The organism is Acidobacteriota bacterium, from assembly GCA_028875575.1.
GTDB lineage: Bacteria > Acidobacteriota > Terriglobia > Versatilivoradales > Versatilivoraceae > Versatilivorator.
In genome coordinates this window covers 13,307-38,343 of the sequence record JAPPDF010000086.1, presented here as the reverse complement: position 1 = coordinate 38,343, position 25,037 = coordinate 13,307, and the positions used below count along the sequence as shown (strand labels likewise).

The following is a 25,037-nucleotide window of genomic DNA, read 5'->3' as shown; positions in this document are numbered from 1 at the left end:
CTTGATGTCGAATGGCCTGGGACTCTACATCCATGTTCCCTTCTGCCTGTCAAAGTGCAGCTACTGCCATTTCGCTTCGGGAGTATTCTCCGGGAGTTTGGTCAGGCCCTATTTCGGGGCGCTGCGGCGGGAAATGGAAGCGCAGGCGCGGCTCTTGCAGAGGATGAATGCAAACGGAAACGGTGTCTCCGATCGGGTGATCGATACCATATTCGTGGGTGGCGGCACCCCGTCCCTGGTGGATGGGCAAGAGATTGTGAAAACCCTGGAGTGGATTCGGAATACCTTCTCGCTCGCTGCTTTCCCCGAGATTACCCTGGAGGTCAATCCCGGCACCGTGACGGAGGACAAGCTGGACTGCTACCGGGAAGCAGGTGTCAATCGCATCAGCCTTGGAGTCCAGACTTTCCAGGACCACCTGCTGAAGAAGGTCGGCCGGTCTCACAGTGTGGTGGATTCGATCTCAACCGTGGAGATGTGTCGCCGCAAAGGGATTGACAACTTGAGCGTCGACCTGATTGCCGGTCTGCCGGACCAGACGGGGGACGATTGGCAGGAGAACCTGATCCGGGTGGTTGCTCTCTCGCCGGAGCACCTCTCCCTGTATCTGCTGGAGATCCACGAAGATGCACACCTGGGGAAGAGAGAGGGATTGGCCGGTGCCTCCTTGCCGGACGAGGAAGCGGTTGCCGATTGGTACCAGGAATCGGTGGAACGGCTGGGAAGCGCCGGCTGGAAGCAGTATGAAATCTCGAACTTCTGCAAGCCGGGCAGGCAGTCGCGACACAATCTGAAGTACTGGACCGATCAACCCTTCATCGGTTTCGGATGTGGCGCCCATTCCTACTGGGCAGGGGAGCGCTGGGGCAATGAGCGGGACCCCGTCCGCTACGTCGAGCTGCTGGAGGGTGGAAAACCTGCCACGACATTTCGATCCGAGATCACTCCCAGGCAGCATCTGGAGGAGGTGATCTTTCTGGGTCTGCGGCTGAATGCCGGCCTGGATCTGTGGCGCTGTCGCCGAAAATTCGGGTTTGACCTGCGGGAGCGTTTCGGCCGGGAATTGAGCCAGTTGGCCCAGGGGGAGCTGATCGAAATCAAAGGAGACCGTTTGAGGCTGACCGCCAGAGGGCGGCTGTTTTCCAACGAAGTCTTTGTCCAGTTCATGCAGTAGGAACAGGACTCAACTCCAAAGACTTCCATGTCGAACCGGTCGCTTCCCGAGCCCGCATTACAGGATGATTCATCGGTGACCTGAAGGCGGGAGGGTTCACCTTGACAAACGGCCAAATCCGGGCCTAGTGTTCTGTCTCAGAATTTGGGTTGCCGCCATTCCTGAGTGTGGCAGCGCCATGGTCCGTGCGACAGATTGACCGGCCGGGAAAGAGGCGCCGGACAGGTCGGTGGAGGCAAGACAGGTGGGAATTCAAAGTAGCGACACTCTTTATTTCGACTGCTTCTCGGGAATCAGCGGAGACATGATTCTGGGAGCGCTGGTGGATCTGGGACTCCCGCCGGAGCATCTCGCCGGCGAGTTGGAAAAGTTGAACGTCAGGAACTTCCAGCTCAAATCGTACCGCGTCAAAAAGGCGGGGGTGCTGGCGACCAAATACGACGTGGTAACCGGCGAAGAGCATCATCACCGACACTACTCGACCATCGAGAAGATCATCCGCAGCAGCACTCTGGATGCCTGGGTCCAGGGCAATGCCTGCCGGGCCTTTCTCCGGCTTGCCGAAGCCGAGGCCAAGGTGCACGGCACCACCGTGGAAAAGGTTCACTTTCACGAAGTGGGAGCCGTGGATGCCATCGTCGATATTGTTGGGGCCTTTGTCGGATTGCACTGGTTGGGCGCGCCCCGGTGTCTGGCCTCCGCGCTCAACGTGGGCTGGGGGACGGTAGACTGCGCCCACGGGACCATGCCCGTTCCCGCACCGGCTACGGCGGAGCTGCTCAAGGGAGTTCCCGTCTACACCAACCGGATCGAAGGGGAACTGGTCACGCCGACGGGAGCGGCTATCCTGACCACCATTTGCCGGAGTTTCGGGGAATTGCCGGGCTTTCGGGTGGAGAGAATCGGGTACGGGGCCGGCAGTCGGGATCACAAGGAAGGGGCCAACGTGCTCAGAGTGTCGAGCGGCCGTGGGTTCGATGCCGATTCAGCTTCCTCGGACTCCAAGGTGTGGGTTCTGGAAGCCAACATCGACGACATGAGCCCCGAGATTATCGGATATGTTCAAGGGAAGCTGTTTGAACTGGGAGTGCATGACGTGTTCACCTGCCCAGTCCAGATGAAAAAAAACCGTCCGGGAATCCTTCTGACCGTAATCCTTCCATCGGAGCTTCTGGATGGAGTCTGCAAGGTGCTGTTCGAGGAAACCACCACCCTGGGCCTTCGCTATCATCAATGCCATCGACAGGTGTTGGAGAGAACGGTTGAGCCGGTGGAAGGTCCACTGGGCAAGGTGTCTGTCAAAGTGGCCCGCATGGACGGCAGAATCGTCAGTTTTTCTCCCGAGTATGAGGAATGCAAGGTCCTGGCCCATCGCCACAAGGTGCCCTTCAAGAGGGTGCAGCGGCAGGTGGTTCAAGAGTTCCTCAAGCAGCAGGGAAAACAGATGGGTTAGAAAGGACGTCAGCAGCCTGCGGCCCGCGACTTCAATGGATACCTTCTACATCACCACCCCTCTCTACTACGTGAATGCCCGACCGCATCTGGGACACACCTATACCACCCTGGTGGCCGATTGCTTGAGCCGCTACAAGCGAATGCAAGGCTGTGACGTGTGCTTTCTCACCGGCACCGATGAGCATGGCCAGAACATCGAGCGAGCCGCCGCAACCCACCGGGTGTCGCCTGAGGTGCTGGCCGATCGCAACGCGGGAGCCTATCGAAAGTTGTGGTCGCGATTCGGGGTGGATTACGATTGTTTCATTCGGACCACCAGCAAGAGCCACTACGCTGCGGCAACCGAGGTGTTTCAGCGCGCCTTCGACAACGGTTTCATTTACAAGGGCGAGTATTCGGGCTGGTACTGCATTCCCTGCAACCTGTTTGCCCCCGAAGCGGAATCGGCTCCCGACTGCGACGTCTGCCAGCGCCCTACCGAGCGCGTCACCGAGGAGAGCTATTTCTTCAAGCTGTCTGCCTTTCAGAAGCAGCTTCTGGATCACTACGAAAAACACCCCGAGTTCATCAACCCGCCCTCTCGTCGCAACGAAGTGATTCGCTTCGTCAGCGATGGCCTCAAGGACCTGTCCGTCAGTCGGACCTCGGTCAAGTGGGGCATTCCCGTTCCCGTCGCCGACAACCACGTGATCTACGTCTGGTTTGACGCCCTGGTGGGGTACCTCTCGGGAATCGGATTCGGGAACAGCAAGGAGCAGGACCAGTTCCGCAAGTACTGGCCGGCCCAGGTTCAATTGGTAGGAAAGGACATCATTCGCTTTCACACCGTCTATTGGCCGGCCTTCCTGTCGGCAGCCGGCCTCCCGCTTCCCGAACGTGTCCATGCCCACGGCTGGTGGCTCAAGGACGAAGCGAAGATGTCCAAGTCTCGCGGCAACGTCATCAATCCCCATCTGCTGCTCAATCATTTCGGTCCGGATGCGGTCCGGTATTTTCTGCTGCGAGAGATCCCCTTTGGAGCTGACGGCAACTTTTCCTACCAGGCCATGATTCAGAGGACCAACAGCGATCTGGCCAACGATTTGGGCAACCTGGTCTCCCGGACCTTGGCTCTGATCTCCAGGAATTTCGGCGACACCGTTCCGCCCCCCTCTGCTGAGCCTTCGTCGCTGGAGGACGAACTGAAGAAACATGCCGTGGCCACCATTGAGGCCTATCAAGGCCATATGGACCGGTTGGCCTTCAGCAGAGCCCTGGAGGCGGTTTGGGAATTGCTTTCCCGCACCAACAAGTACATCAATGTGTGCGCTCCCTGGACCTTGGCGGGAGACGAGGCCCAGCGGCCCCGCCTGGCGACCATTCTCCATACCTGTGCCGAAGTGGTCCGGATCGTCACTGTCCTGCTGGCTCCGGTGTTGCCGGCCAGTTGCCTCAAGGTCTGGAAACAGTTGGGGCAACGGGAAGCGTTGAACCTTCAACGGCTGGACCGGTTGCAATGGAGCCGGGAGTTGTCGGGAAACAAGTTGGGTGAAATCACGGCCGTTTTCCCGCGCCTGGACAGGAAGGCTGTGCTGGACTCGCTTTTCGACTCCGGCGGCGGGCAGAAGCAGTCCACTGTCAGCCGGGACAAGAAAAAGCCTTCGCCGGTCCGAAAGGAGGCCGCACAGGGGCCGGCTTCCGCCAAGACTTCGGCTCCGTCACCCGCCGACGGCAAGACCATCTCCATTGAAGACTTTGTCAAGGTCGATCTGCGGGTGGGCCAGGTGGTTGAGGCCGAAAAGGTCAAGGGCGCCGACCGCCTCCTGCGGCTGAGCGTGGATCTGGGACGGGAAACCCGTCAGATTGTGGCTGGAATCGCCCACGCCTATCCCGCCGAGAGTCTGGTTGGAAAGAAGATCATAGTGGTGGCCAACCTGCAGCCGCGCAAGCTGCGGGGACTGGAATCCAACGGAATGCTGCTGGCGGCGTCGGTAGGAAAGGAAGACAGACCGGTGTTGGCAACCTTTCTGGAGGAGGTTCCCAACGGGGCTCGCCTGAAATAGGGCTAGGGGTTTCTTGGAAGCGATACTCGAGTTTTTCGAAAGTCTCTACAACCCGGACAAGCTGACCGACCTGATTCGATCGGGTGGTTACCTGGTGCTGGCGGCCATCGTGTTTGCCGAAACCGGCTTGTTTATCGGTTTTTTCCTGCCAGGAGACTCCCTGCTGTTCCTGGCGGGCCTGGTGGCCGCAAGAGGATTCTTCGACGTCACCAAACTGATGATTCTGCTGAGTGTGATGGCCATCGTCGGTGATGCCGTGGGTTATGCCATCGGCCACCGAACCGGGGTGGCTCTCTACAAGAGGGAAGACAGCTTCTGGTTTCGCAGGAAGCACCTCCATTACGCCCGGGAGTTCTACGAGAAGCACGGAGGCAAGGCGATCGTTCTGGCCCGCTTCGTGCCCTTCGCCCGAACCTTTGCGCCGGTTGTGGCGGGCATTGGACAGATGTCCTACCCTCGCTTTGCCGCCTTCAATGTGTTTGGTGGTATCTTTTGGGTGGTGTCGATGGTCCTGGCCGGCTATTACCTGGGTCAGGTGGCCTGGATTCGCGACAACCTGGAAAAGGTGGTCCTGCTGATCGTTTTCCTGTCGATTACGCCTATTCTCTTTGAATGGGCGCGACACCGGATCAGGGAAAGAGCCGGGAAATCGCCACCAAGCTGATGTTCATTGATTCCCATGCCCATCTGGCGGAAGCCGAGTTTCAATCGGACCTCCCCTCGGTTCTGGATCGAGCCCGTGCAGCTTTGATAGAACGCGTGCTGGTCATCGGGGACGGGGTGGATCCGGTCAAAACCGAGAAGGCGGTTCTGCTGGGAGAACGTGAGAATGACCTGGATGTGGCTGCGGGCATACATCCGCACGAGGCGCGCCTGGCCTCGGAGCTGAGTCTGGACTATCTCGTCCGTCTGGCGCAGTCGGGCAGACTGGTTGCGTGGGGAGAAATCGGATTGGACTTCCACTATCACAATTCCCCACCAGAAGAGCAGGAGGAGGTATTTTCCCGCCAACTGGCTCTGGCTCGGGAGGTGGGTCTACCGGTCGTGATTCACACCAGGGAGGCCGAAGCCCGGACACTGGAGATTCTGGGCGAGCACTACGCAAGTGGCGGTTCGGCTGGTGTGATGCACTGTTTCAGCGGCAGCCTGGCCATGGCCCGAAACTGTCTGGAGATGGGATTTCACATCTCGTTTTCGGGACTGTTGACCTTTCCCAAGGCCCAGGACATCCGCCAGGTGGCCCAGGCCGTGCCCATGGACCGGCTATTGATCGAGACGGATGCTCCCTATCTGGCTCCGGTTCCTTTCCGCGGAAGACGCAGCGAACCGGCCTTTGTGGTGGAAACGGCCAGGGTCTTGGCAGAGGTCAAGCAGGTCAGCCTGGATACCGTCGCCAAGTGTACGACGGAGAACTATCAGCGGCTATTCCACCCGGCGTCCGGGTCCCGGTCCGATCAAGGCCTATCCAAATCAGTTACCGGAAGGGTTTGAGTGCAGCCTCGAGAGATTTTCCAACTGGTCAAAGACGAATTGCGGCAGGTCGAGGGGGAGTTTGCGCGCCAGCGCCATTCTTCGGTTGGCACCATCGAGGAGATCGGCAAATACCTGCAGGAAGGTGGCGGAAAGCGCATTCGTCCCAGCCTGCTGCTGCTCTGCACCAAGCTCTGCGGCCAGGTCAACCGGTCGGCCATCAAGCTGGCTGCCGTCGTCGAGTTCATTCACACTGCCACTCTGGTTCATGACGACATCATCGATGGGGCAAGGGTTCGCCGGGGGCGCTCCAGCGCCAACCACAAATGGGGCAATCAAGTCACGGTGCTTGTCGGCGATTGGCTCTACATGCAGTCCTTCTACGTGGCGCTGCAGGAACGTAACTTTCGCATTCTGGACATCCTGATCGACTTGACCCAAAGAATGGTGGAGGGGGAATTGATTCAGCTTTCCCTGGATGGAAGTCCCAAGGTCAGCGAGCAGCAGGTGCTGGATATCGCCCGGCGCAAGACAGCTCATCTGTTTTCCGGCTGCGCCAGAATCGGAGGGTTGCTGGGTAAAGTGAGCGATGAGCAGGAACGGGCATTGGGTGAATTTGGCCTGAGTCTGGGGCTGGTCTTCCAGGTCACCGACGACATCCTCGACTTGAGCTCTTCCCAACGGGTTCTGGGCAAGCCGGTGGGAAGCGACCTGAAGGAGGGCAAAATGACGTTGCCGCTGGTGTACGCCCTTCAGACCTGCGATCGGGCTGAGTCCCGCAAGATCGAGACGGTCCTTCGGGAGAAGGCGTTTCGCTCGGTCTCCAAGGAGGAAATCCTTGCCATCGTGACACGGTACCGTGTCCTGGAGAAAGCTCGGAAACGTGCAGAGGAGTTCGCCGCGAGAGCTGAATCAGCCATGGAATGTTTCCCCGCCTCCCCCTACCGGCAGGCACTGCAGGCCATCCCCCGAATGATTCTGGACCGCGACCGCTAGTTGGCATGGGCTTGGGTCACGAAACGATAGATGATCTCGGCGCAGTCGCCGAGGTCCTCAGCTTCCACGTATTCTTCCAGGGAATGCAGCCCGGCCCCTCGAGGACCGAAGACCAGAGTCGGGATCGCGGCGGCCGCCAACAGGGCAGCGTCGGTCCAGAATGAAACGCTGCCCCACCCAACCTCCCGGGGCCTTTGGGATTGGGCGGTGCGATAGAAACGCTGCAGGACCACCTGTTCGGGGTCGGCTTCAAAGGGTTCTCGCGCGCAGACCAGCGAGGCCTCCCCGCGGAAGTGAGGATCCTGCTGGCGGCAAGTCTGAAGGATGTGTCGAAATTCGGTTTCGACCGTCTCCCGGGTTTCAGGCGGAACGGTCCTTCGCTCGTATTTCAATCGGCAGCGGTCTGGGTAGCTGCTCCATTGACGGCCGCCCTGGATCAGAGAGGCGTGCAGCGAGCCCGATCCCAAGAGACGGTGAAGGGGATGGCTCTGCAGATCTCGGTCCAGTCGGTCCAGGTGGCCCAGGACCTGGCCCATCAGGCGGATGGCATCCACGCCGTCGGCCGGCCGGCTGCCGTGGGCTGCCTTCCCGTAAGTCGTGACTTCAACCCAGGCAAACCCCTTGTGGGCCGTGGCCACCTGAAGATCGGTCGGTTCCAGCACCAGCGCGAAATCGAAGGGTCTGTCCCGCGGCCAACGCTCCAGAAACCGGATGGTTCCCAGGCTCAAGTCCTCCTCGTCGGCCACGGCTGCCAGCACGACCTCGCCCTTCCAGTCTTGCCTGTGCCGGGACAACGCCAACAGGGCCGCGACCGCTGCGGCCAGCCCGCCCTTCATGTCCTGCGCCCCCCGTCCATAGACTCGCCCCTCGTTGAGAACCGGCACCAGGGGTTGTTTCATCCCGGCAATGCTCACCGTGTCCAGGTGTCCGTTGAGGAGCACTCTGGGTCCGGGGCTCGACCCTTGCACCGTGGCCAACACGTTGAATCGGCCCGGGGCGACCGGCTGCAGTTCGCTACGGATGCCCTCGCTTTTCAGCAGGCCGGAAAGATGTTCGGCGATGGCTTGCTCTCCGGCCCCTCCGGACACCAGGGTAGGGTTGACCGATTCAATCCGGATCAGTTCGAAGAGTATGTCCAGCGAACGATTGAAGGTCTGTTGCAGTGAAGTCACGGTGCGATTATACCGGCTATGCTTTGGTTTCGGTGTGAAAGGGAATACACTGTGATTGCCCGTGTTGCAGGTAAGTCAGGGTGGCGCCACGGTGCTTCCTCGATCGGCTCGATCGCTCCGGGCCTGCACTCAAAAGGGGGAATTGAATGTCTGACCGCCGGCATCATTCGTCCATCGACCGCCGCCGCTTTCTGAAGAACTCCATGGCCGCCGCGGCCGCAACGGCCTCTCAGACCGCGGCTCCTGCGTTTATTTCAGCCCGGAACCTGGATTCGCCCGTGGTTTACGCCCTGATCGGCACCGGCTCTCAGGGGAGAAACCACTTGAGGAACCTGAGCACCCTGAAGTCCGGGAGGTGCGCCGTCCTGTGCGACACCTACCCACCCAACCTGGCCAAGGGGGTCCAGGAGATTGGCGGTCGGCCCGATACCGAGGCGGGCGACTACCGGCGCGTGCTGGAGCGCAAGGACGTCGAGGCGGTGTTCATCACCACCCCCTACCATCTGCACGTTCCCATGCTGCTGGAGGCCTTGAGCGCCGGAAAGCACGTCTTCGTTGAGAAGTGCCTGATGAAAGAGGAAGAGGAGATTCCGAAGGTCTACGAGGCCAAACGCCGCCACCCCGAACTGGTTTTGCAGGTAGGGCTTCAGCGGCGCTACAGCGGGGTCTACCGCAATGCCATGCGCATGATTCACACCGGGGTGCTGGGTCGGGTGATGACCATCCGGGCCCAGTGGCACCGAAATACCAGTTGGCGCCGACCCGTTCCCGATCCCGAGCTGGAACGAAGCATCAACTGGAGGATGTACCGGGAGTACTCGGGAGGCCTGATGGCGGAACTGGGGTCACACATGGCGGACGTCGCCAATTGGGCCTTCGAGTCGGAGCCGGTCAGCGTCACCGGGGTCGGCGGCAACGACTACTGGAAGGATGGCCGCGAGATCTACGACAACGTGGCCGTGATTTACGGGTATCCCCGGGGACAAAAGTTTCTATTCAGCGCCATCGGTCATAACCGGCACCTGGAATTTTCGGAAACCATTTTGGGAGATCGGGGGACCATAGAAATTACACTGGGACGCAACGATCCCAGAGCCACCTTCTATCCTCAGAAACTGGCTCGGGGGGCTCCTGCCGCCGAAGGGTCCTCGAGCATTCCGAAGGAGCTGGACTGGATGGCGGGAGCCACCATCCTTGAGAAGGCCAGAGGGGTTCCCATAACGTCGGAGCCTCCTGTCGAGTCCCGGGGATTCGTGGCTCGCGAAGTCGAGCATGCCCGCCGCTGGCTGCTCGAGCTGGGCGTGATCGAGGTCGAGCGCGAGCGCAATCCCATTCAGGCCGAGGATGAGCATTTCTTCGAGTGCATCCGCCAGGGCAGGAAGCCGCTGGCCGATCTGGACGTGGGCGCCGCCGACTCCCGGGCGGTGATCTATGCCAATCGGGCCATGGACCGCAAGGAAAGGGTGACCTGGCCGGAGTCTCATCCCGGTGAGCCGGAACAGAAGCTGATCACCCAAAAGGTTTAGTGCCCCGCAATGGCGACAAAATGCCTGGCGCAGATACTGGTGTTCCTGGTGGGGACACCGACCCTTTTATGCAGCCTCGGCGCCCCCGGTTCGGATCCGGCAGTGGCCCTCTACCGCGGCAGTCATGCCTCCATGGGCACCACTTACAGGATTCAGCTTTACGGAGCCGGCCGGGAGGACCTGCCGCTGGTGGCGGAGAGCGCCTTCGCTGAGGTGGACCGCATCGACCGCCTGATGAGTGTCTACAAGCGGCACAGCGCCGTCTCATTCATCAACCGGCGGGCGGGTCGGGAACCGGTCCGGGTGGAGCCGGAACTGTTTGACTTCCTGCAAAGGTGCCTGGCGTTCAGCCGGCAATCCCAGGGGACCTTCGACGTAACCGTGCAGCCGTTGATGAGGGCTTGGGGATTTTTCGGAGGCCAGGGTCGCCTGCCGCCCGAGACCGAGCTTCGCAGGGCGCTGCAGAAGGTGGGTTACCGCAAGCTCAGCCTCGATCCCGACCGGCGTACCGTCCGGTTCAGCCGGGACGGTATGGCTCTCGACCTGGGAGGCATTGCCAAGGGGTATGCGGTGGACCGGGTAGTGAGCCTCCTGAGAGAAAACCGAATCGAAAGCGCTCTGGTGAGCGCGGGCGGCAGCACGGTTTTCGGGTTGGGCACTCCTCCCGGAAAGACCGCCTGGAAAATCAAGGTCCGGGACCCGGCCTTTCCGCGCGACCCCCGAAGGAGCGCCCTCACCGTCCCACTCGAGAATCAGTGCTTGTCAATTTCAGGCAGCTATGAGAATTCCTTTAGTTTCGAGGGCGTGACCTATTCCCATATCATGGACCCCAGAAGCGGACGTCCCGTCCAGGGCCTGCTCAGCGTGGCCGTGGTGGCAGGAACCGGGACGGAGGGGGATGCCCTGGACAATGCGCTTTTTGTAATGGGCCCGAAGAAAGCTCAAGGCTACCTGAAGAGATTTCCCCGGGTTCAAGCCTACTACTTCCTGCCCCTGAAGAAGAAAGGCTGGAAAATGCTGTCAGTTCCCCCGGCTCAGACGTCCGAGTCCACCGACTGAGTTCGGATCCAGGGCCATCCGGGAGTCCTCCATGGTTGCCGCTATACGCGGCGAGATCGATTTCCGAAACCGACGATGAAAATATCATTCGACCGAAAAAACTGTCTCGTGTGGGCCATTTTGCTGGTACCTGCCATTCTGGTGCCGATCGGCAACTGGCATTTCCGTTCCGCCATACCGGCAACGGCCTCCGGCGCCATCAGCTCCGAAGGACTGATGCCGCACATCCGATATCTGGCCTCCGATGAGCTGGAAGGACGACTTGCCGGAAGCCCGGGAGCGGAGAAAGCAGCGCATTACATTGCGGAGCAGTTTTCCCGGCGGAACCTGTCGCCCCTGGGTGACGAGGGGAGCTACTTTCAGGAGTTCTCCTTCGTCTCCGGGGTGCGGTTGGGCTCCGCAAATTCCCTGGAGGTGGCATGGGGGACGGCTGGCTCCTCGAGTCAGACGGTTGGAAGGAGCGTTCTGGAGCCGGGCAGCGACTTCACACCGGTTTCGTTCTCGTTGAGCGGGGAGTTCGAGGGCGCGGCCCACTTTGCGGGCTTCGGCATTTCCGCGCAGTCGCTCCAGTACGACGACTATCGTAAATCGGATGTGAAGGGGAAATTCGTCTTCGTGTCGCGCTACGGACCCGAGGGAGATGATCCCCACGGTCAATTCGGGCGCTACCATGCCTTGAGGTTCAAGGCCAGAACGGCCAGGGAGCAGGGCGCCACGGGCATCGTCTTCGTGGATGACTCGGAAGATTTTTCCAAGAGTTCGCTCTCCAAGCTCAGGTTCGACCGCTCTTTCGCCGATTCGGGGATCGCCGCCCTGGCCATCAGTCGTCCCGCTGCCCGCCGTATCCTGGCCAAAGCCGGATTGAAACTGGAGGACCTGGAACGGGCCGCCCGAAGCCGAAAGGGCAATGCCGTGGAAATGCCGGGTGTCCGCCTGAAATTCCATGCCGACCTGGTCAAGGAGACCCGTTCAGCCCGCAACGTGGTGGGGTTCCTGAAAGGCGCCGGTGAACTGGCGGAGGAAGTGCTGGCGATCGGGGCTCACTTCGACCATCTTGGAATGGGCGAAGTGAGCTCGCTGGCGGCCAAGCCGGGAAGCGAGGTCCACAACGGCGCCGACGACAACGCTTCGGGGACGGCCGGACTGCTGGAACTGGCAGGGGCGCTGTCCTACCGCAAGGACCAACCAAGCCGCAGCCTCCTGTTTCTGGCCTTCAGCGCCGAAGAGCAGGGCCTGCTCGGTTCTCGGCATTACGTCAACCATCCGGTCGTGCCCCTGGACAAGACCATTGCCATGATCAACATGGACATGATCGGACGCATGGAGGGCAAGCGATTGATCGTCGGCGGCACCGGGAGTTCGCCGGGCTGGAAGGACCTGCTGACTCAACTGAACCAGGATGCGAACCTGGAGCTCAAATTTCGTGACGGAGGGTTCGGACCCAGCGATCACTCCTCTTTTTACAGCCGGGATATTCCGGTGCTCTTTTTCTTCACTGGAGTCCATGGGGACTACCATAAGCCCAGTGATGACTATGATAAAATCGAGGCGGCCGCGACCGCCCGGGTCGTAGAGTTCATCCTTCAGACCGCCCGGTCCATCTGCAGTATGGACCAGCCGCCTGCCTTCCAGAAAACTGCCGGCGCCCAACCGGAATCGGGTAGAACGGGATTCAGAGTTACGCTGGGAATCATTCCCGACTATGGCGAGGAGGTCGAGGGGGTACGGCTTACCGGCGTGAGAGAGGGAAGCCCGGCGGCCAAGTGCGGATTGCGATCCGGCGATCTCATGGTGGGGTGGTCGGGGAAAAAGATCACCAACATTTACGATCTGACCTACCTCCTGCAGGAACATCGGCCGGGGGATGAAGTAGAGATTTCAGTGGTGCGTGAGGGCGAGAAACTGCAATTCACGGCCACTCTGGAAGGACGGTAACCTCAGTAGTGGACCATTTTACGACCATGAACGTGCAGGAAACCCTGAGCCGGGCTCAGGAAGAACGGCTGAGTCCAGGGGCTTATGCCCTATTGGCCAAGCGGGCTTCCCTCGAACAATTGCAGGAGGTGGCAGATCGCATCCGTCGGCAGTTGCATTCCGACAACATCGTCACTTACATCGTGGATCGCAACATCAACTACAGCAACATCTGCTCGGCTGTCTGCACCTTTTGCGCCTTTTATCGACCGCCCGGTTCCAGCGAAGGTTACGTGCTGAGCCACCAGCAGATTTTTGAAAAAGTCGAGGAGACCCTCGAGCTTGGCGGCAGCGGCATTCTCATGCAGGGAGGGCTCCATCCAGATCTGCCGCTGGAGTGGTACGAGCGGCTCCTGAGTGAGCTGAAGCGGAGGTACCGGATCCACCTCCACTGCTTCTCTCCGCCGGAGATCCATGCCTTTACCCGGATCTTCCACATGGATACCCGGGAAGTGCTGCTCAGGCTGAAGGCCGCTGGACTGGATTCGATTCCGGGGGGCGGGGCAGAGATCCTGGTGGATGAGGTCAGGAAAAAGAACACCAACAAGTGCAACACCGGCGAGTGGCTGGAGGTGATGGAGGTAGCCCACGGTCTGGGACTGCCGAGCACGGCCACCATGATGTTCGGCATGGGGGAAACCCTGGAGCACCGCATCGAGCACCTGGAGCGCATCTACGAGCTGCAGCGGCGGACCGGGGGCTTTGTGGCCTTCATTCCCTGGACACTGCAGCCCGACAACACCAAGATCAGTCGCAAGGTCCCCGATCGGGAGTCGAGCGAGGAGTATCTGCGCTGGTTGGCGCTGGCCAGGATTTGTCTGTCCAATGTCCCCAATATCCAGGTTTCGTGGTTGACCCAAGGGGTTGAGGTGGGCAGACAGGGGCTCCACCATGGAGCCAACGACATGGGCAGCATCATGATCGAAGAGAACGTGATCACCCCGGCCGGCGCCCATCACCGGGCTACGGAAGACATATTGCGTGAGGCCATCCTGGCTGAGGGGTTCCAGCCGGTAAAGCGAAGGGCGGACTACGTGCGCTTGGAGGAGACCGTTGAAACTCTATGACACGCTTCCCGAGCAGAGGACGCTGGGAGTGGCGCCCCGGCCGTCTGCTTCAGGATCCTCCAGCGGGGATCTGCCTCGGCTGAAACGGAGGCTGCTGAGAAGGGTAGGCGAGGTCATCGCCGATTTTTCCATGATCTCGGAGGGCGACCGGATCATGGTCTGCCTGAGCGGGGGCAAGGACAGCCACGCCCTGTTGACGCTGCTGAGAGACCTGCAGAAGCGGGCACCGGTGTCCTTTTCAATGGTGGCCGTCAATCTGGACCAGAGGCAGCCGGGGTTTCCCGCCGAGGTGCTGCCCGAGTATCTGCAACGCCTGGGACAGGAGTACCGCATTCTGGCCAAGGATACCTATTCCATCGTTCAGTCTCACATTCCGGAGGGCGGCACCACCTGCTCGCTCTGTTCACGCCTGCGTCGGGGCATCCTCTACAACGCCGCCGTCGAGATGGAGTGCGACAAGATCGCCTTGGGCCACCACGCCGACGACATGGTGGAGACACTGCTTCTGAACCTGTTTTACGGGGGAGTGTTGAAGTCCATGCCTCCCATTTTGAGAAGCGACGATGGACGCAACACCGTCATCCGGCCGCTGGCCTATTGTCGCGAGGTGGATATCGCCCGCTTCGCATCTCTCATGCGCTATCCCATCATTCCCTGTGACCTCTGCGGCTCTCAGCCCGATCTCAAGCGCCAGAAGGTCAAGGAGTTGATCTCCCGGCTGCAGGCGGAGAATCCGGGAGTCGGGGATTCCATGCTGGCCGCTCTCAAACATGTGATCCCTTCGCACCTGATGGATGCCAATCTGTTTGATTTCGGAGAACTGGCCGGGAATCCCGGTTCGGTGGAAATGGCGTTGGAAGCAGTGTAGGGGCAAGATCCCGGTGAGACGGGAACAGGGCCCGCTTTTGAAGGGACTTCTGCCCCCGGTTTACGGGCACTGTTACGAGGGAAAAGCGAAATGCAGCACTCAAACGGTTTCTTGCAGCTCGTCAACGATTCCAAGTCCCGGATTCGAGAGGTTACGGTGGCCTCGGTTCGGGAGAAGCTGCAAAAGGGGCATTCCTTCCACTTTATCGACATCCGCGAAGATCACGAGTGGACCCGGGGCCGTGCGGAGGGCGCCGTCCATCTGGGGAAGGGGATTATCGAAAGGGACATCGAAGCGCTGGTGCCGGACGCCGACGAAGAGATCGTTCTCTATTGTGGCGGGGGGTACCGATCGGCGTTGTCCGCTGATGCCTTGCAGCGCATGGGTTACCGAAACGTGTTTTCCCTGGCGGGAGGCTACAAGGAGTGGGTGGCCTCGGGGAATCCGATCACCGGAGCCTAGCCCGAAAATCCCGCTGCATCGCCGCATGGGGCCGAGTCCAGGATGCATGACGATGAACCTGAAGACAGTCTGGTTTAGCCTCAAGCCCGGTCGGGTCTTGATGGAAAGTTCCAAACCGTTGAATAAGGAGAGACTCCAATGTCGATGAAGATCTCCATGGTGCTGGTATTGTTGTTGGCTCTCACCTGGGGCCAGTCCCTGGCGGCCGACCTGAAGCCCGGAGATGTAGCGCCCGATTTTTCGCTTCCGGGGTCGGACGGGAAGACATACAGTCTGAAGCAGTTCAAGGGCAAGCAGGTGGTGGTGCTGGCCTGGTTTCCCAAGGCCTTCACAGGGGGGTGAACGGCCGAGTGCCGGTCATTCCGTGAGAATGGCCAAGCCTTGCGATCCCTGAACGTTGCCTACTTCACTGCAAGCTGCGACACCGCTGACGAAAACCGCCGGTTCGCCGAATCTCTCAAGGCGGACTATCCCATATTGAGCGATTCCGGCAAAGAGACAGCCCGGGCTTACGGCGTCGTCCACGAAAACCGGAACCTGCCGGAACGATGGACCTTCTACATCGGAAAGGACGGGAAGATCCTTTACGTGGATCGTCAGGTCAGGGCGTCCACGGCCGCCGAGGACGCGGTTGCCAAGCTCAAGGAGCTGAAAGTCCAGTAGCTGCCTCTGGGTGGCGACAAGGGTTTCCGATGGGCCCGCCGCCACGTCCCAAAGCGCCCGACCGGGTGCGGGCTGAAACAAGGCCTGCAGGCTGAGGCAGAGCCAGCAGCTCCATCGGGCAGGGACCGAGGTGATTTTTCCGAGTCGCGGCAGGGCGGGCCTTCCCGGTAACCGCGGGCCCTCCCGCCAAACCTGCCCATGCGGTTCTCCAACCTGGCCGACCATTTGGCGGCAAAACCCAATCGCCTCTACACGGAGTACGAGAAGGCCGCCGCCTCCGGACAAACCATCCTTGACCTGATTTCCACCAACCTGGCCGAACAGGGTTGGGTCTTTCCCCCAGAGCGGCTGCAAGCCATCCTGGCAGACGCGGCCCCTCAGGCGCGGATCTATCGTCCCGATCCCCTGGGACTGCCATCCGCCCGGGAGGCCATTGCCGACTTCTATCGGGCGGCCGGCATTCCTGCCACGGCCGAGCAGGTCCTCATCACGCCCGGGACCAGCCTTTCCTATTTCTACTGCTTCAAGCTGCTGGCAAATCCGGGAGAGGAGATCCTCTGCCCCCGTCCGTCCTACCCTCTGTTCGAGTCCATCGCCCAGTTGGCGGGACTCCAGTTGAGGTATTACCGGCTGCAGGAATCGCGGGGATGGGAGATCGATCTCGACCACCTGGAGTCTCAGATCAGTACTCGAACCCGTGCGCTGGTACTGATCTCACCCCACAACCCCACTGGCATGGTAGCGGGCATGCAGTCCCTGGAAGAGCTGGCGGCCATCGCCTGCAGGCACGACTTGCCGATCCTCGCCGACGAGGTTTTCAGCGAGTTTCTCTACGACCTGGAAGCCTTGCCGCGCCCCGCGGCCACTCCCTCCCCGCTGGTGTTCACCCTCAATGGATTTTCCAAGATGGTGGGTCTGCCTGGACTCAAGCTGGGATGGGTATTGCCGAGCGGCCGTCAAGCCCGGGTTCGAAGGTCCCTGGAAGTGATGGAACTCATCTCGGACACCTTTCTGCCGGTCAACGACCTCGTCCAGCACATGGTCAGCGGCATCCTTGAGAGCCGGGAGGCATTTACGTCAGACTGTCGGGGGTGGCTTCAGCGCAGTCGCCACATTGCCGGCAACGTGCTTTCCCAATGTCCGGGCGTTGACTTCACCTTGCCGCGGGGCGGATTCCATCTCACCCTGAAGGTGGGAGGGGCGGAGGTCGACGAGGAGGCCCTCTGTATCGATCTTCTCCGGGAGTCGGGTGTCCTGGTGCATCCCGGTTATTTCTACGACATGGCCCCGGCCCACCTGGTCCTGACCTTCGCCCTGCAACACGAGTTGCTGGACCGGTCCCTGAAGGCGCTCTGCGAGGGGATCCAGGAATGGAAAAGGCGGCAGGATTCCTGAGGATGAGTTTGACTCAGCCGCCTCGGGCGGGCTTGTCCAGGAGGTGGCGCAGGGCGGCCTCCAGGGTCGGGTATTGGAAGGCGTAGCCGGTGCCCGCCAGCCGTTGCGGTTCCACCCTCGTGCTGGACAACAGCAGGGCCTCGGCCATCTCCCCAAAGGCGATGCGAGCCGCAAAGGCAGGCATGGGAAACAGGGTGGGGCGAGACAACACCTTTCCCAGGGTCTTGGTGAATTCCAGGTTGGTGGCGGCGTTTGGGGCGACTGCGTTGACGGGTCCGCTGAGGTTCGAGTCCGTCAGCGCCTGGCAAAGAGCTCCGACGGCGTCATCCAGGGCGATCCAGCTCATGTACTGTTGACCGGCGCCGATCTTGCCGCCGGCACCAAGCTTGTAGGGCGGCAACATCTTGGCCAGTGCGCCGCCGCGAGGAGACAGCACGATACCCAGCCGCAACCGGACGACCCGAATACCCTTTTCCGCCGCGGGGAGGGAGGCAGCCTCCCATTGGCGGCAGACCTCCGACAGAAAGTCGTTGCCGGAAGAGCTGTCTTCGTTGAGCAGCTCGTCTCCGCGGTCCCCGTAAAAACCGATGGCCGAGGCGGCCACCAGGGTTGCCGGAGGCTGGGCGAGGTTGGCCAATCGGTCGCTCAGCAGCGCCGTTCCCTGGACACGGCTGTCCCGGATCCTGGCTTTCTGCGCCGCCGTCCAGCGCCGGGCGGCGATGTTCTCGCCCGCCAGGTGCACCACGGCTTCGATACCCTCGAGCCGACTGCCATCCAACTCTCCCGTTTCAGGATTCCATTGAACCGTGGAATCCCCTGGACCTGACGGTGCCGACGAACTCCGCACCAACCTGATGACTTCGTGTCCAGCCGATCTCAGTACCGGCAACAGGGCCGAGCCGACCAGCCCGCTGGAACCTGAAACTAGGATTTTCATGGTTTGCCTCCTCAATTCACTTGGGCGGCTTCCGCGCTCTGCGCAACTTGCGCGATGACGTCCAATTTCTCGGATATCTCGGGATCAATCTCGTTGTCGGGAACATGGTCGGCTAATTCATAATAGTCCCTCTTAGCCATCAGGTTGGGAAGTTCAAGCTTCTGAAAATAGGCGTCAAACAAGGGCCTCAGGAACTCGTCGCTCGTTTTGAGTTCAGGAGACCAGGGAGACTCTCTGCCTAATTTTTTCAGTGCTCCTTCGATTTCCCGAATGGCTTCGTTCATCGCTTTGAGCCGTCTGTCGGCTTCCGCCATTGTAAACAAGGGACCCACTTTGCCTGGCGTCGATGCCCGTGCATAGATTTCCAGAGCAGACTGGGAGCACAGATAGTTGTCGATTTCCCGTCGGTTCCACATCAAGCACTCAACGGGGGCGACGTCAGGCGCTGAGGGTTGGAAACGGTCGAAGAGCACTACCCCTCGAAGATCGGGAATTGCTTCTCGCAGTCCGTGGAAGTGATGCTGAGCCCTTGTTGGATTGTTGCCGACGTAATACACAAACGGCCGTTTCAGTGCACGGATGGCCGCTTCATGCTTCAACCGGTCAGCGAATGCTTGCAGGATCGAAAGATCGGTCGGACCCTCGAGGTATAGCACCCAACCCGTTTGTTCAGCTTGGGTATATTGCTCGTACCCAATCTCTCTGAGTGCTTTCAAGACCTGACTCCCGCGGTCGTCGATTCGATGCGGTTGCCCGACGAAGGCAACAACCATATGTTTCCCTGCCGCCTCTGTAAGCAGCACCTCCGAGTGACTGGCGGCAATGATCTGGCTTCCTGTGGTTCCAGCGACATCAATGAGCAAACCGTAGATTTGGCGTTGGCGAAGGATCTCCAGGTGGGCATCGGGCTCATCCAAGAGGAGGACCGAACCAGGGTTTGCGTACATGTAGGCAAGCAGGAGGAGGGTCTGCTGCAGCCCGCGCCCCGACGACGACAGGTCCAGCTGTACGTCATTCTCCTGATACGTCATTACAATCTCGCCACGTGCTGCAATGTGTTTCGGGGAAGCCAATTTGGAACCGAATAGATCGTGGATGTGCGTGACAATCTCTTGCCACAACTCGGGCTTATCAGTTTCAACCTGATAGCACAGATTGCGCAGCACTTCGGCTGTGCGTCCCTCACCGATCCGCACATTTATCGCTCCCTGGTCAAGCCGAGTCTCGGTGGCGGCAAGCCCGGACATTGGGGGTAGGAATGCAATCTGAACGGTTCCCGCTTCCTCAGGAACCGGCATGCGTTCGGGATTCTTTCCAGTTGTACGTCGCAAGGGCCTGCAATAGAAGGATTCTTCATTGGCAAAGTCGAATTCCAGGCCACAGGTCCAGGATCTGTCCTCGGTAACCCCCTCGACTACAATATCGATTCGCACGTTCAGGGTTTGGAGTCGGTCGCGGTCCCTGCGACCCTCCCGCACGTGCAGGTCCCGCCACAAGAGATTTGCGCCCGGTACGGGTACCGCAATCAGATCTCGGCGGTTGATCGTTACTCCCGGGCGCTTCTCCGGTGTGGTCTTGCCTGACCGTTTTTCGTTCCAACGCCTGAGCCCAACGTCCCATAAGGCCAAGGCCTGCATGGCGGAGGTTTTCCCTGAGTTGTTGGGGCCGATAAAGACCACTGGATTGCCCAGTTCGATCTCTACCTCGCCAAAACGCTTGAAGTTGCGGATGGTGAGCTTGGTGAGCATCGGAAGTAGACTTCAGAACTGGCAACCGTGATAGAGATTCCCAGTGGCATTTAGCCCGATCGGTAGCGAGGAAAGGATACAGGATTTTCGATGGATTAGGAACGATGCCTACGACCTGGAATTCCGCACATTCCAGAGCGGTTCACTTGAAGAGATGTTTCCCGGGCCGGCTCTTGGAGGCAACTGCAATGCCGCACCGATTATCCAGGGAAGGAGTCTTCGTAGATTCCAGTCTCTTGCCGGTCAGTGGTCATGCAGGGGGGGCTGATTGTCGAGATAGTCAAATCTATTGACGTCGAGGGAGTAGCTCGTGGTCATTTTGCCTGCAAACGGTTGTTCTCTGAAGTCATCGAACCAAATCCCGGTTCAGCGCCACTTTGTCGGAGAGGTCGACGCTGGCGCCCATTGGCCTTGAGATCCAAACGGGAGGAGGTCCTGCGGCAGGCCTCGCGTTGTCCCGCAAGGCCTGCGCCAGCAGATCAGACACGAGCCGCCCCATGGATTTGCCTTCCTTCTACTTGAGTTGCTCCAGTTTCCGGAGGATCGGGTCGTCGATTTCGAGTGTGATTCTCATGTGCTGATGAATTACAGGCCCAAATGGAGCCTCACGGCCGCGTCCAAATTTTCAACGTCGCCGTCGGATAATTCTCCAAAGAAAGCTCCGATTCGTGCCTTGCTCACGGTAGTCAACTGATCGGCCATGGCTTTATGCGGTCTATCGTTGATGACAACGAGGGCCTCGCCGGGGTAGACCCTGCTTACTTGGGTCGTCAAGGGTACAACCTGAACCCTGTTCAGGTAGGAGATAGCCACGTCGTTGGTCACGACAACGGCAGGCCTCCGCTTGCGGATTTCTCCGCCAACGGATGGTCCGAATCTCACCCACCAGGCTTCACCTCGCTTCATCGCTAACGTCCTCAGCCGTACCCTCCATCCACTCCATCGCTTCGGTTTCTCGTTCGGTGTCCGCAGCCATTTGACGATAACCTTCCCGAATATCGCCATACATGACGTGAGGCCTGACCAACGACTCGATGAACCGGCTGATCTTGCGTTTGCCCACGACCTGGTAGAGACCTGCGTACACGTCTTCGTCTATGGTGATTGTCAATTTCTTTTGCATATTCATTTCCTACACGTATGATGCACGTATATTAACAGTTGGATCAGGAGAGACGCAACCGGCTTGACCAATCGTCAACTCTCGCAAGGCCGGCGGACTTCTTACCGGATCGGACGACTTGTGGGCCCGTGTCTGCAACATTGCCGCCGCATCCGAGCGGTGTCGCAATCTCACGTCAGAGATTTTCACCAGCGGAGCACGGCCAGGACCACCGAGTAGCCCATCAGGAGGGCCATGACCAGCGTGGTTGCCCAGAGGGCGGCGGTGACCCAGTTCTTGGGTGCAATCTCGCGCGGCAGATAGGTCTTGCCGAGGTAGAGCATGGCAAAGCCGATGCCGGGCAGCAGCAGGGCCTGGCTGATTCCGCTGACCTTGATCATGAGCACCGGCTCCTGCAGGTACAGGAACAGCAGGGTGGGAATCAGCGGCAGCCCCACCACCAGGAGTCGAATGACCCTTAACCTGGCGGCATAGTCGTCTTTGCGGTAGAGGCCCAGCATGCCCGCAAAGTCGGCCAGCATGCGACTCAGTGCGGCGATTCCGGAGAAGACGGTCGAGTAGAGTACGGCCATCGAGCCTATCAGGAAGAGGTAGAAGGACCAGTTTCCCAGGGTCTGAGTGAACATGTGAGAGAGGGTTCTGACCATGTCGAGACCCTGGGGCACCAGGCCCATCCCGGAAAGGACGCCCGCGCCCAGGAAATAAAAGGCCACGGTGGCAAAGGTGTAGATCACACAGGCGCTGAGAACGTCGGTTCCCATTACCTTGATCCAACCGTCGGCCCTGGCTTTCCAGGCCTGGGACCTCTCCCGAATTCCGGTGAAGCGGGCGTAGCCCTTCTCGATACACCAGTAGGGGTAGGCGATCAGTTCGATGGCTCCCACGCCGGTGGCACCGAAGACGGTAACCGCCGTGCTCATGCCCCCTTGCGGGGGTTGAAAGGAGAGGCCCTCCAGAACTCTGGCCCAGGAAAAGTATTGCGGGTCCTTGGAAAGCAGGTAGGCGCAGCCGACGGTCAGTAGCGTAAAGGTCACCACCATGGCTACCGCCACCCGTTCGATCAGCGAGTAGCGGCCGACGACCAGCAATCCGATGGTGAAGAGGTTGAGGAACCACAACCAGGTGTTGAAGGAGACACCGGGAATCAGCGTGTTGAGGACCTCGGAGATGCCTCCCAGCATGCCTCCGATGGAGAACAGTCCCAGCAGCACCACCAGGAACCAGAGCCAGACCACCCAGGAAACCCGCCATCGAGGTCCGGGAAGCTTGTCGAAGGCCTCCAGGGTGGTCTCGCCCGTCCCGATGGCGTAGCGTCCCAACTCGTTCTGGACCACGATCTTGACGACGCAGCTCACCAGGATCAGCCAGAGCAGGGTGTACCCGTTCTCGGCGCCCAGAACGGTGGTTGCGATCAGCTCCCCCGATCCCACGATAGTGCTGGTCAGAATCAGCCCGGGACCGATGTGGCTGAGAATGGAAAAAAAGCGTTTGGGAGGCTTCAGAACGGAATCGGGATGCAGTCGATAGGGATTGCGTGGATCGTCAGCCATGGGACCGATGCTACTTTGAGGGTGCGTGCTACTTCAAGGACATAGTGCCAATTCCCAACCTCGGCCAGGGCCGGCGCGGAGCCTGAGGATCACGCCCCGCTCTGCCGTGCGGATCATACAGGGTGACACCAGAGGTGATTCAGGAAAGTGCCGTCCCTGCCCTGCCGTGGAGATCATTCGAGGGTTGAACAACGAATCTTCATAGCCTGCCGGGAACAAGGACCCTGTTCCGTTGGCACGATTTTCTACCTGATGAACATCGATGCACAGGATGCACAGGATTAACAGGACTAGCCCGACGAGAGCTTCCAGCACGAGAAGCCAGCTCAGGCGATGATCCGGTGCGGTTTTGTGGATTCCCGGCATGAAAAGCTGGCCGTTTCCTGAAAAGAATCCTGTATATCCTGTGCATCGATGTGAATAAAAAATCTGCACATGCTCGACTTTGAATCGGTTTCCAGCCACTAGGCGCAGTCGTTTGTTTCAAATATGCTTAACGTGTCGATCAAATAACCATCCACTACCCACTATTCAACGATCACCTATCCACGCCGCCGTCCCACACGTCGGGGCGACTCATAAGGGGCGAAACAGCGGTGTTGCAGACAAGGATGTGGGTCGGCCGGTCTCTCTGGTGTAAAGTAGGCTGGTTGCAAACTTGGTGGCGCGCTTTTTCCCATCGATCCGAGGAGGGTTTCCATGAGTGAGAGGATGAGGAGGTTTGCCGACTATTTCAAGGAACTGGGAGCCGCGGAAATCGGGCATTCCGAAAATACCTATCTGGCGCATGGCGCCGGGGTCTACCGGGACCTGCAGTCCTGGGGTTGCAGCCAGGAACTGTGCGATGCCGGCATGTTTCATTCGATCTACGGCACCGAGCTGTTCCAGGATTTCACCTTGCCCCTGGAACGCCGGGGTGAGGTGCGTGACCTCATCGGAGAACGGGCCGAGAGACTGGTCTATCTCAACTGTTGCCTGTTGCGGCAATCCCTGGACGAGAGCGTCGCGCGGGGACAGGAGCCCTACATTCTCAAGGATCGTTTCCTGCAGCAGGAGATCGAGCTCTCCAAAGAGGACTTTGACGACCTGTGCCGAGTCCACCTGTGCGACTGGCTGGAGCAGGTGGCGCGGGATGATCGCTGGGGTCTTCGCAGGCAGGCCTTCCGGCGCATGGCGGAAAGGCTTGGTGGAGTCGCCCTGAAATCCTACGACCGTGTTTTCGCGATGGAACCGGCCGAGAGCCGGAATTGAGGAAATGCGGGCTCAACCCGGTCATCCCCGCACGATCCCGTTGGCGGAGAAGCCCAGCAGGTATCTCAGGGTAGGGGAGAGTTCATCCAGTTTCCGCTTGGAAAAACAGGTGCGGTAGTCGCTGAAGGGTTTGACCCAGGAACGGGAATAGTAGCCGAGCAATGCCCGGCGGGGACGGTCGGTGGTGTTGGGACCCGAGCGGTGCCAGGTATTGGACAGCCAAACGGCCACCGACCCCGCGGGCGCGGTCAGGATCGCTTCCTGCTGTTCCTGTTGGGGGGCCCAGACGGGCTTCTTCCTCAACTTGTGGCTTCGAGGCACGACCCGGGTGGCGCCGTTTTCGGCGGTGAAATCGTCCAGCATCCAGGCATTCTGGACGGTCAAGGGGAAATCGGGCAGGGGTTCGGCCAGTTGACCCAGGGGCACATCCACGTGCCAGGCTCCCCCCTCGGTGGCATGGGCGCCGATGCTGGTGGCGCTCAGATCCGAGAGCACGCAGTCCTCGCCCAGGACCCCCCGGACCAGTTTCAGGACATGGGGTTCTTCAACCAACTGCAGTGCCGTATTCGACTTGGCCGGCAGATTCATGATGCGTTGAGACCGATCCTGATCGAAGAGCAGCGGGAGGTGAAAGAAGAGCTTCATGACCTGGTTGGGGGGCACCGGCCAGGAGGTGTTCCCGTTGAGCGCGCGCGTGTGGCGAATCCTCTTCATGATTCGAGCCACTTCGGCCTCGGAGGCGGTGTAGCTCTCCGAGATGAAGGCTTCGATGGCGTCGTCGTCGGATCCCCCGGGACCGTCACCCGGGTCGAATGGCTGCCGCTGTTCCTGCTCGAAGAGCCGGTCGACTTCCCCTCGAATCCGCTGCAGCCGCTTTCGGTCCAGGACACCTTCGAGCACCACGTATCCCTCCTGGTCGAGATGTCTGATGGCCGCCTCGAGATCGATCGCTTTTTTCATGTCGCCGCCGAATGGGTCAGGAATGCGAGCCGGGATGCTCTCATTGCCGGATGCACGGCCAGGGGAGCCCGGGATCCCCTGAACCCAGTCGAATCTTACTGTTAATTCCACCCGGGGAAAACACCTATTCCAGGTGGGCCTCGGG

At 59.9% G+C, this 25,037-nt stretch carries 22 protein-coding genes; 15 read left to right on the top strand and 7 right to left on the bottom strand.

What is annotated here, in order from left to right:
- The first annotated feature begins 4 nt into the window (after window positions 1-4).
- The 6 genes from hemW to OXI69_13615 all read left to right on the top strand — a co-directional run bounded on the left by hemW (window position 5) and on the right by OXI69_13615 (window position 7,137).
- The gene (hemW, locus tag OXI69_13640; GenBank protein MDE2667182.1) at window positions 5-1,174 is read left to right on the top strand and encodes a radical SAM family heme chaperone HemW; all 1,170 of its coding nucleotides are present in this window, start codon (window positions 5-7) and stop codon (window positions 1,172-1,174) included.
- Between the two features lie 244 nt (window positions 1,175-1,418).
- Window positions 1,419-2,627, top strand: a complete 1,209-nt coding sequence (larC, locus tag OXI69_13635; GenBank protein MDE2667181.1) for a nickel pincer cofactor biosynthesis protein LarC — start codon at window positions 1,419-1,421, stop codon at window positions 2,625-2,627.
- Between the two features lie 34 nt (window positions 2,628-2,661).
- A complete protein-coding gene (gene metG, locus OXI69_13630) occupies window positions 2,662-4,671 on the top strand; it encodes a methionine--tRNA ligase (GenBank protein MDE2667180.1) in 2,010 nt (669 codons plus the stop codon).
- A gap of 13 nt (window positions 4,672-4,684) precedes the next feature.
- Window positions 4,685-5,335, top strand: coding sequence for a VTT domain-containing protein (locus OXI69_13625; protein MDE2667179.1), 651 nt, complete (start codon window positions 4,685-4,687; stop codon window positions 5,333-5,335).
- Window positions 5,335-6,162: a TatD family hydrolase gene (locus OXI69_13620; GenBank protein MDE2667178.1), complete on the top strand. Its 828-nt coding sequence runs from the start codon at window positions 5,335-5,337 to the stop codon at window positions 6,160-6,162. The genes OXI69_13625 and OXI69_13620 overlap by 1 nt, the downstream gene beginning before the upstream one ends.
- Window positions 6,163-7,137 carry a polyprenyl synthetase family protein gene (locus OXI69_13615; GenBank protein MDE2667177.1) on the top strand — a complete coding sequence of 325 codons (975 nt, stop codon included), beginning with the start codon at window positions 6,163-6,165 and terminating at the stop codon, window positions 7,135-7,137. It begins immediately after the preceding gene.
- Here the strand turns inward: OXI69_13615 and OXI69_13610 are convergent.
- A complete protein-coding gene (locus OXI69_13610; GenBank protein ID MDE2667176.1) occupies window positions 7,134-8,309 on the bottom strand; it encodes a M20/M25/M40 family metallo-hydrolase in 1,176 nt (391 codons plus the stop codon). The genes OXI69_13615 and OXI69_13610 overlap by 4 nt on opposite strands.
- Before the next feature lie 146 nt (window positions 8,310-8,455).
- Between OXI69_13610 and OXI69_13605 the strand changes: the two genes are divergently transcribed.
- From OXI69_13605 to OXI69_13570, 8 genes are all read left to right on the top strand, one after another.
- Entirely contained in the window at window positions 8,456-9,835 is a 1,380-nt protein-coding gene (locus OXI69_13605) for a Gfo/Idh/MocA family oxidoreductase (protein MDE2667175.1), read from the top strand.
- 9 nt (window positions 9,836-9,844) lie between these two features.
- Window positions 9,845-10,894, top strand: coding sequence for an FAD:protein FMN transferase (locus tag OXI69_13600; protein MDE2667174.1), 1,050 nt, complete (start codon window positions 9,845-9,847; stop codon window positions 10,892-10,894).
- A 75-nt stretch (window positions 10,895-10,969) separates the two neighbouring features.
- Window positions 10,970-12,829, top strand: a complete 1,860-nt coding sequence (locus OXI69_13595; GenBank protein ID MDE2667173.1) for a M28 family peptidase — start codon at window positions 10,970-10,972, stop codon at window positions 12,827-12,829.
- Window positions 12,830-12,837: 8 nt separating this feature from the next.
- Window positions 12,838-13,935, top strand: a complete 1,098-nt coding sequence (gene mqnC, locus OXI69_13590) for a dehypoxanthine futalosine cyclase (GenBank protein ID MDE2667172.1) — start codon at window positions 12,838-12,840, stop codon at window positions 13,933-13,935.
- 28 nt (window positions 13,936-13,963) lie between these two features.
- Window positions 13,964-14,803 carry a tRNA 2-thiocytidine(32) synthetase TtcA gene (ttcA, locus tag OXI69_13585; protein MDE2667171.1) on the top strand — a complete coding sequence of 280 codons (840 nt, stop codon included), beginning with the start codon at window positions 13,964-13,966 and terminating at the stop codon, window positions 14,801-14,803.
- Between the two features lie 90 nt (window positions 14,804-14,893).
- A complete protein-coding gene (locus tag OXI69_13580; GenBank protein MDE2667170.1) occupies window positions 14,894-15,265 on the top strand; it encodes a rhodanese-like domain-containing protein in 372 nt (123 codons plus the stop codon).
- Window positions 15,266-15,403: 138 nt separating this feature from the next.
- Window positions 15,404-15,928 carry a peroxiredoxin gene (locus tag OXI69_13575; protein MDE2667169.1) on the top strand — a complete coding sequence of 175 codons (525 nt, stop codon included), beginning with the start codon at window positions 15,404-15,406 and terminating at the stop codon, window positions 15,926-15,928.
- A 198-nt stretch (window positions 15,929-16,126) separates the two neighbouring features.
- Window positions 16,127-17,323 carry a pyridoxal phosphate-dependent aminotransferase gene (locus tag OXI69_13570; GenBank protein MDE2667168.1) on the top strand — a complete coding sequence of 399 codons (1,197 nt, stop codon included), beginning with the start codon at window positions 16,127-16,129 and terminating at the stop codon, window positions 17,321-17,323.
- A gap of 13 nt (window positions 17,324-17,336) precedes the next feature.
- Here the strand turns inward: OXI69_13570 and OXI69_13565 are convergent, their stop codons facing one another.
- From OXI69_13565 to OXI69_13545, 5 genes are all read right to left on the bottom strand, one after another.
- The gene (locus OXI69_13565) at window positions 17,337-18,260 is read right to left on the bottom strand and encodes a TIGR01777 family oxidoreductase (GenBank protein MDE2667167.1); all 924 of its coding nucleotides are present in this window, start codon (window positions 18,258-18,260) and stop codon (window positions 17,337-17,339) included.
- 11 nt (window positions 18,261-18,271) lie between these two features.
- Window positions 18,272-20,008, bottom strand: coding sequence for an AAA family ATPase (locus tag OXI69_13560; GenBank protein ID MDE2667166.1), 1,737 nt, complete (start codon window positions 20,006-20,008; stop codon window positions 18,272-18,274).
- A 585-nt stretch (window positions 20,009-20,593) separates the two neighbouring features.
- Entirely contained in the window at window positions 20,594-20,914 is a 321-nt protein-coding gene (locus OXI69_13555; protein ID MDE2667165.1) for a type II toxin-antitoxin system PemK/MazF family toxin, read from the bottom strand.
- Window positions 20,901-21,131 (bottom strand): addiction module antitoxin, encoded by a 231-nt coding sequence (locus OXI69_13550; protein MDE2667164.1) that lies wholly within the window; start codon window positions 21,129-21,131, stop codon window positions 20,901-20,903. The genes OXI69_13555 and OXI69_13550 overlap by 14 nt, the downstream gene beginning before the upstream one ends.
- Window positions 21,132-21,316: 185 nt before the next feature.
- Window positions 21,317-22,681: an Nramp family divalent metal transporter gene (locus OXI69_13545; GenBank protein ID MDE2667163.1), complete on the bottom strand. Its 1,365-nt coding sequence runs from the start codon at window positions 22,679-22,681 to the stop codon at window positions 21,317-21,319.
- A 699-nt stretch (window positions 22,682-23,380) separates the two neighbouring features.
- Between OXI69_13545 and OXI69_13540 the strand changes: the two genes are divergently transcribed.
- On the top strand, window positions 23,381-23,932 hold the full coding sequence (locus tag OXI69_13540) for a hypothetical protein (protein ID MDE2667162.1): 552 nt from the start codon (window positions 23,381-23,383) through the stop codon (window positions 23,930-23,932).
- 21 nt (window positions 23,933-23,953) lie between these two features.
- Here the strand turns inward: OXI69_13540 and OXI69_13535 are convergent, their stop codons facing one another.
- Window positions 23,954-24,892, bottom strand: coding sequence for a phytanoyl-CoA dioxygenase family protein (locus tag OXI69_13535; GenBank protein ID MDE2667161.1), 939 nt, complete (start codon window positions 24,890-24,892; stop codon window positions 23,954-23,956).
- Between the last annotated feature and the right edge of the window lie 145 nt (window positions 24,893-25,037).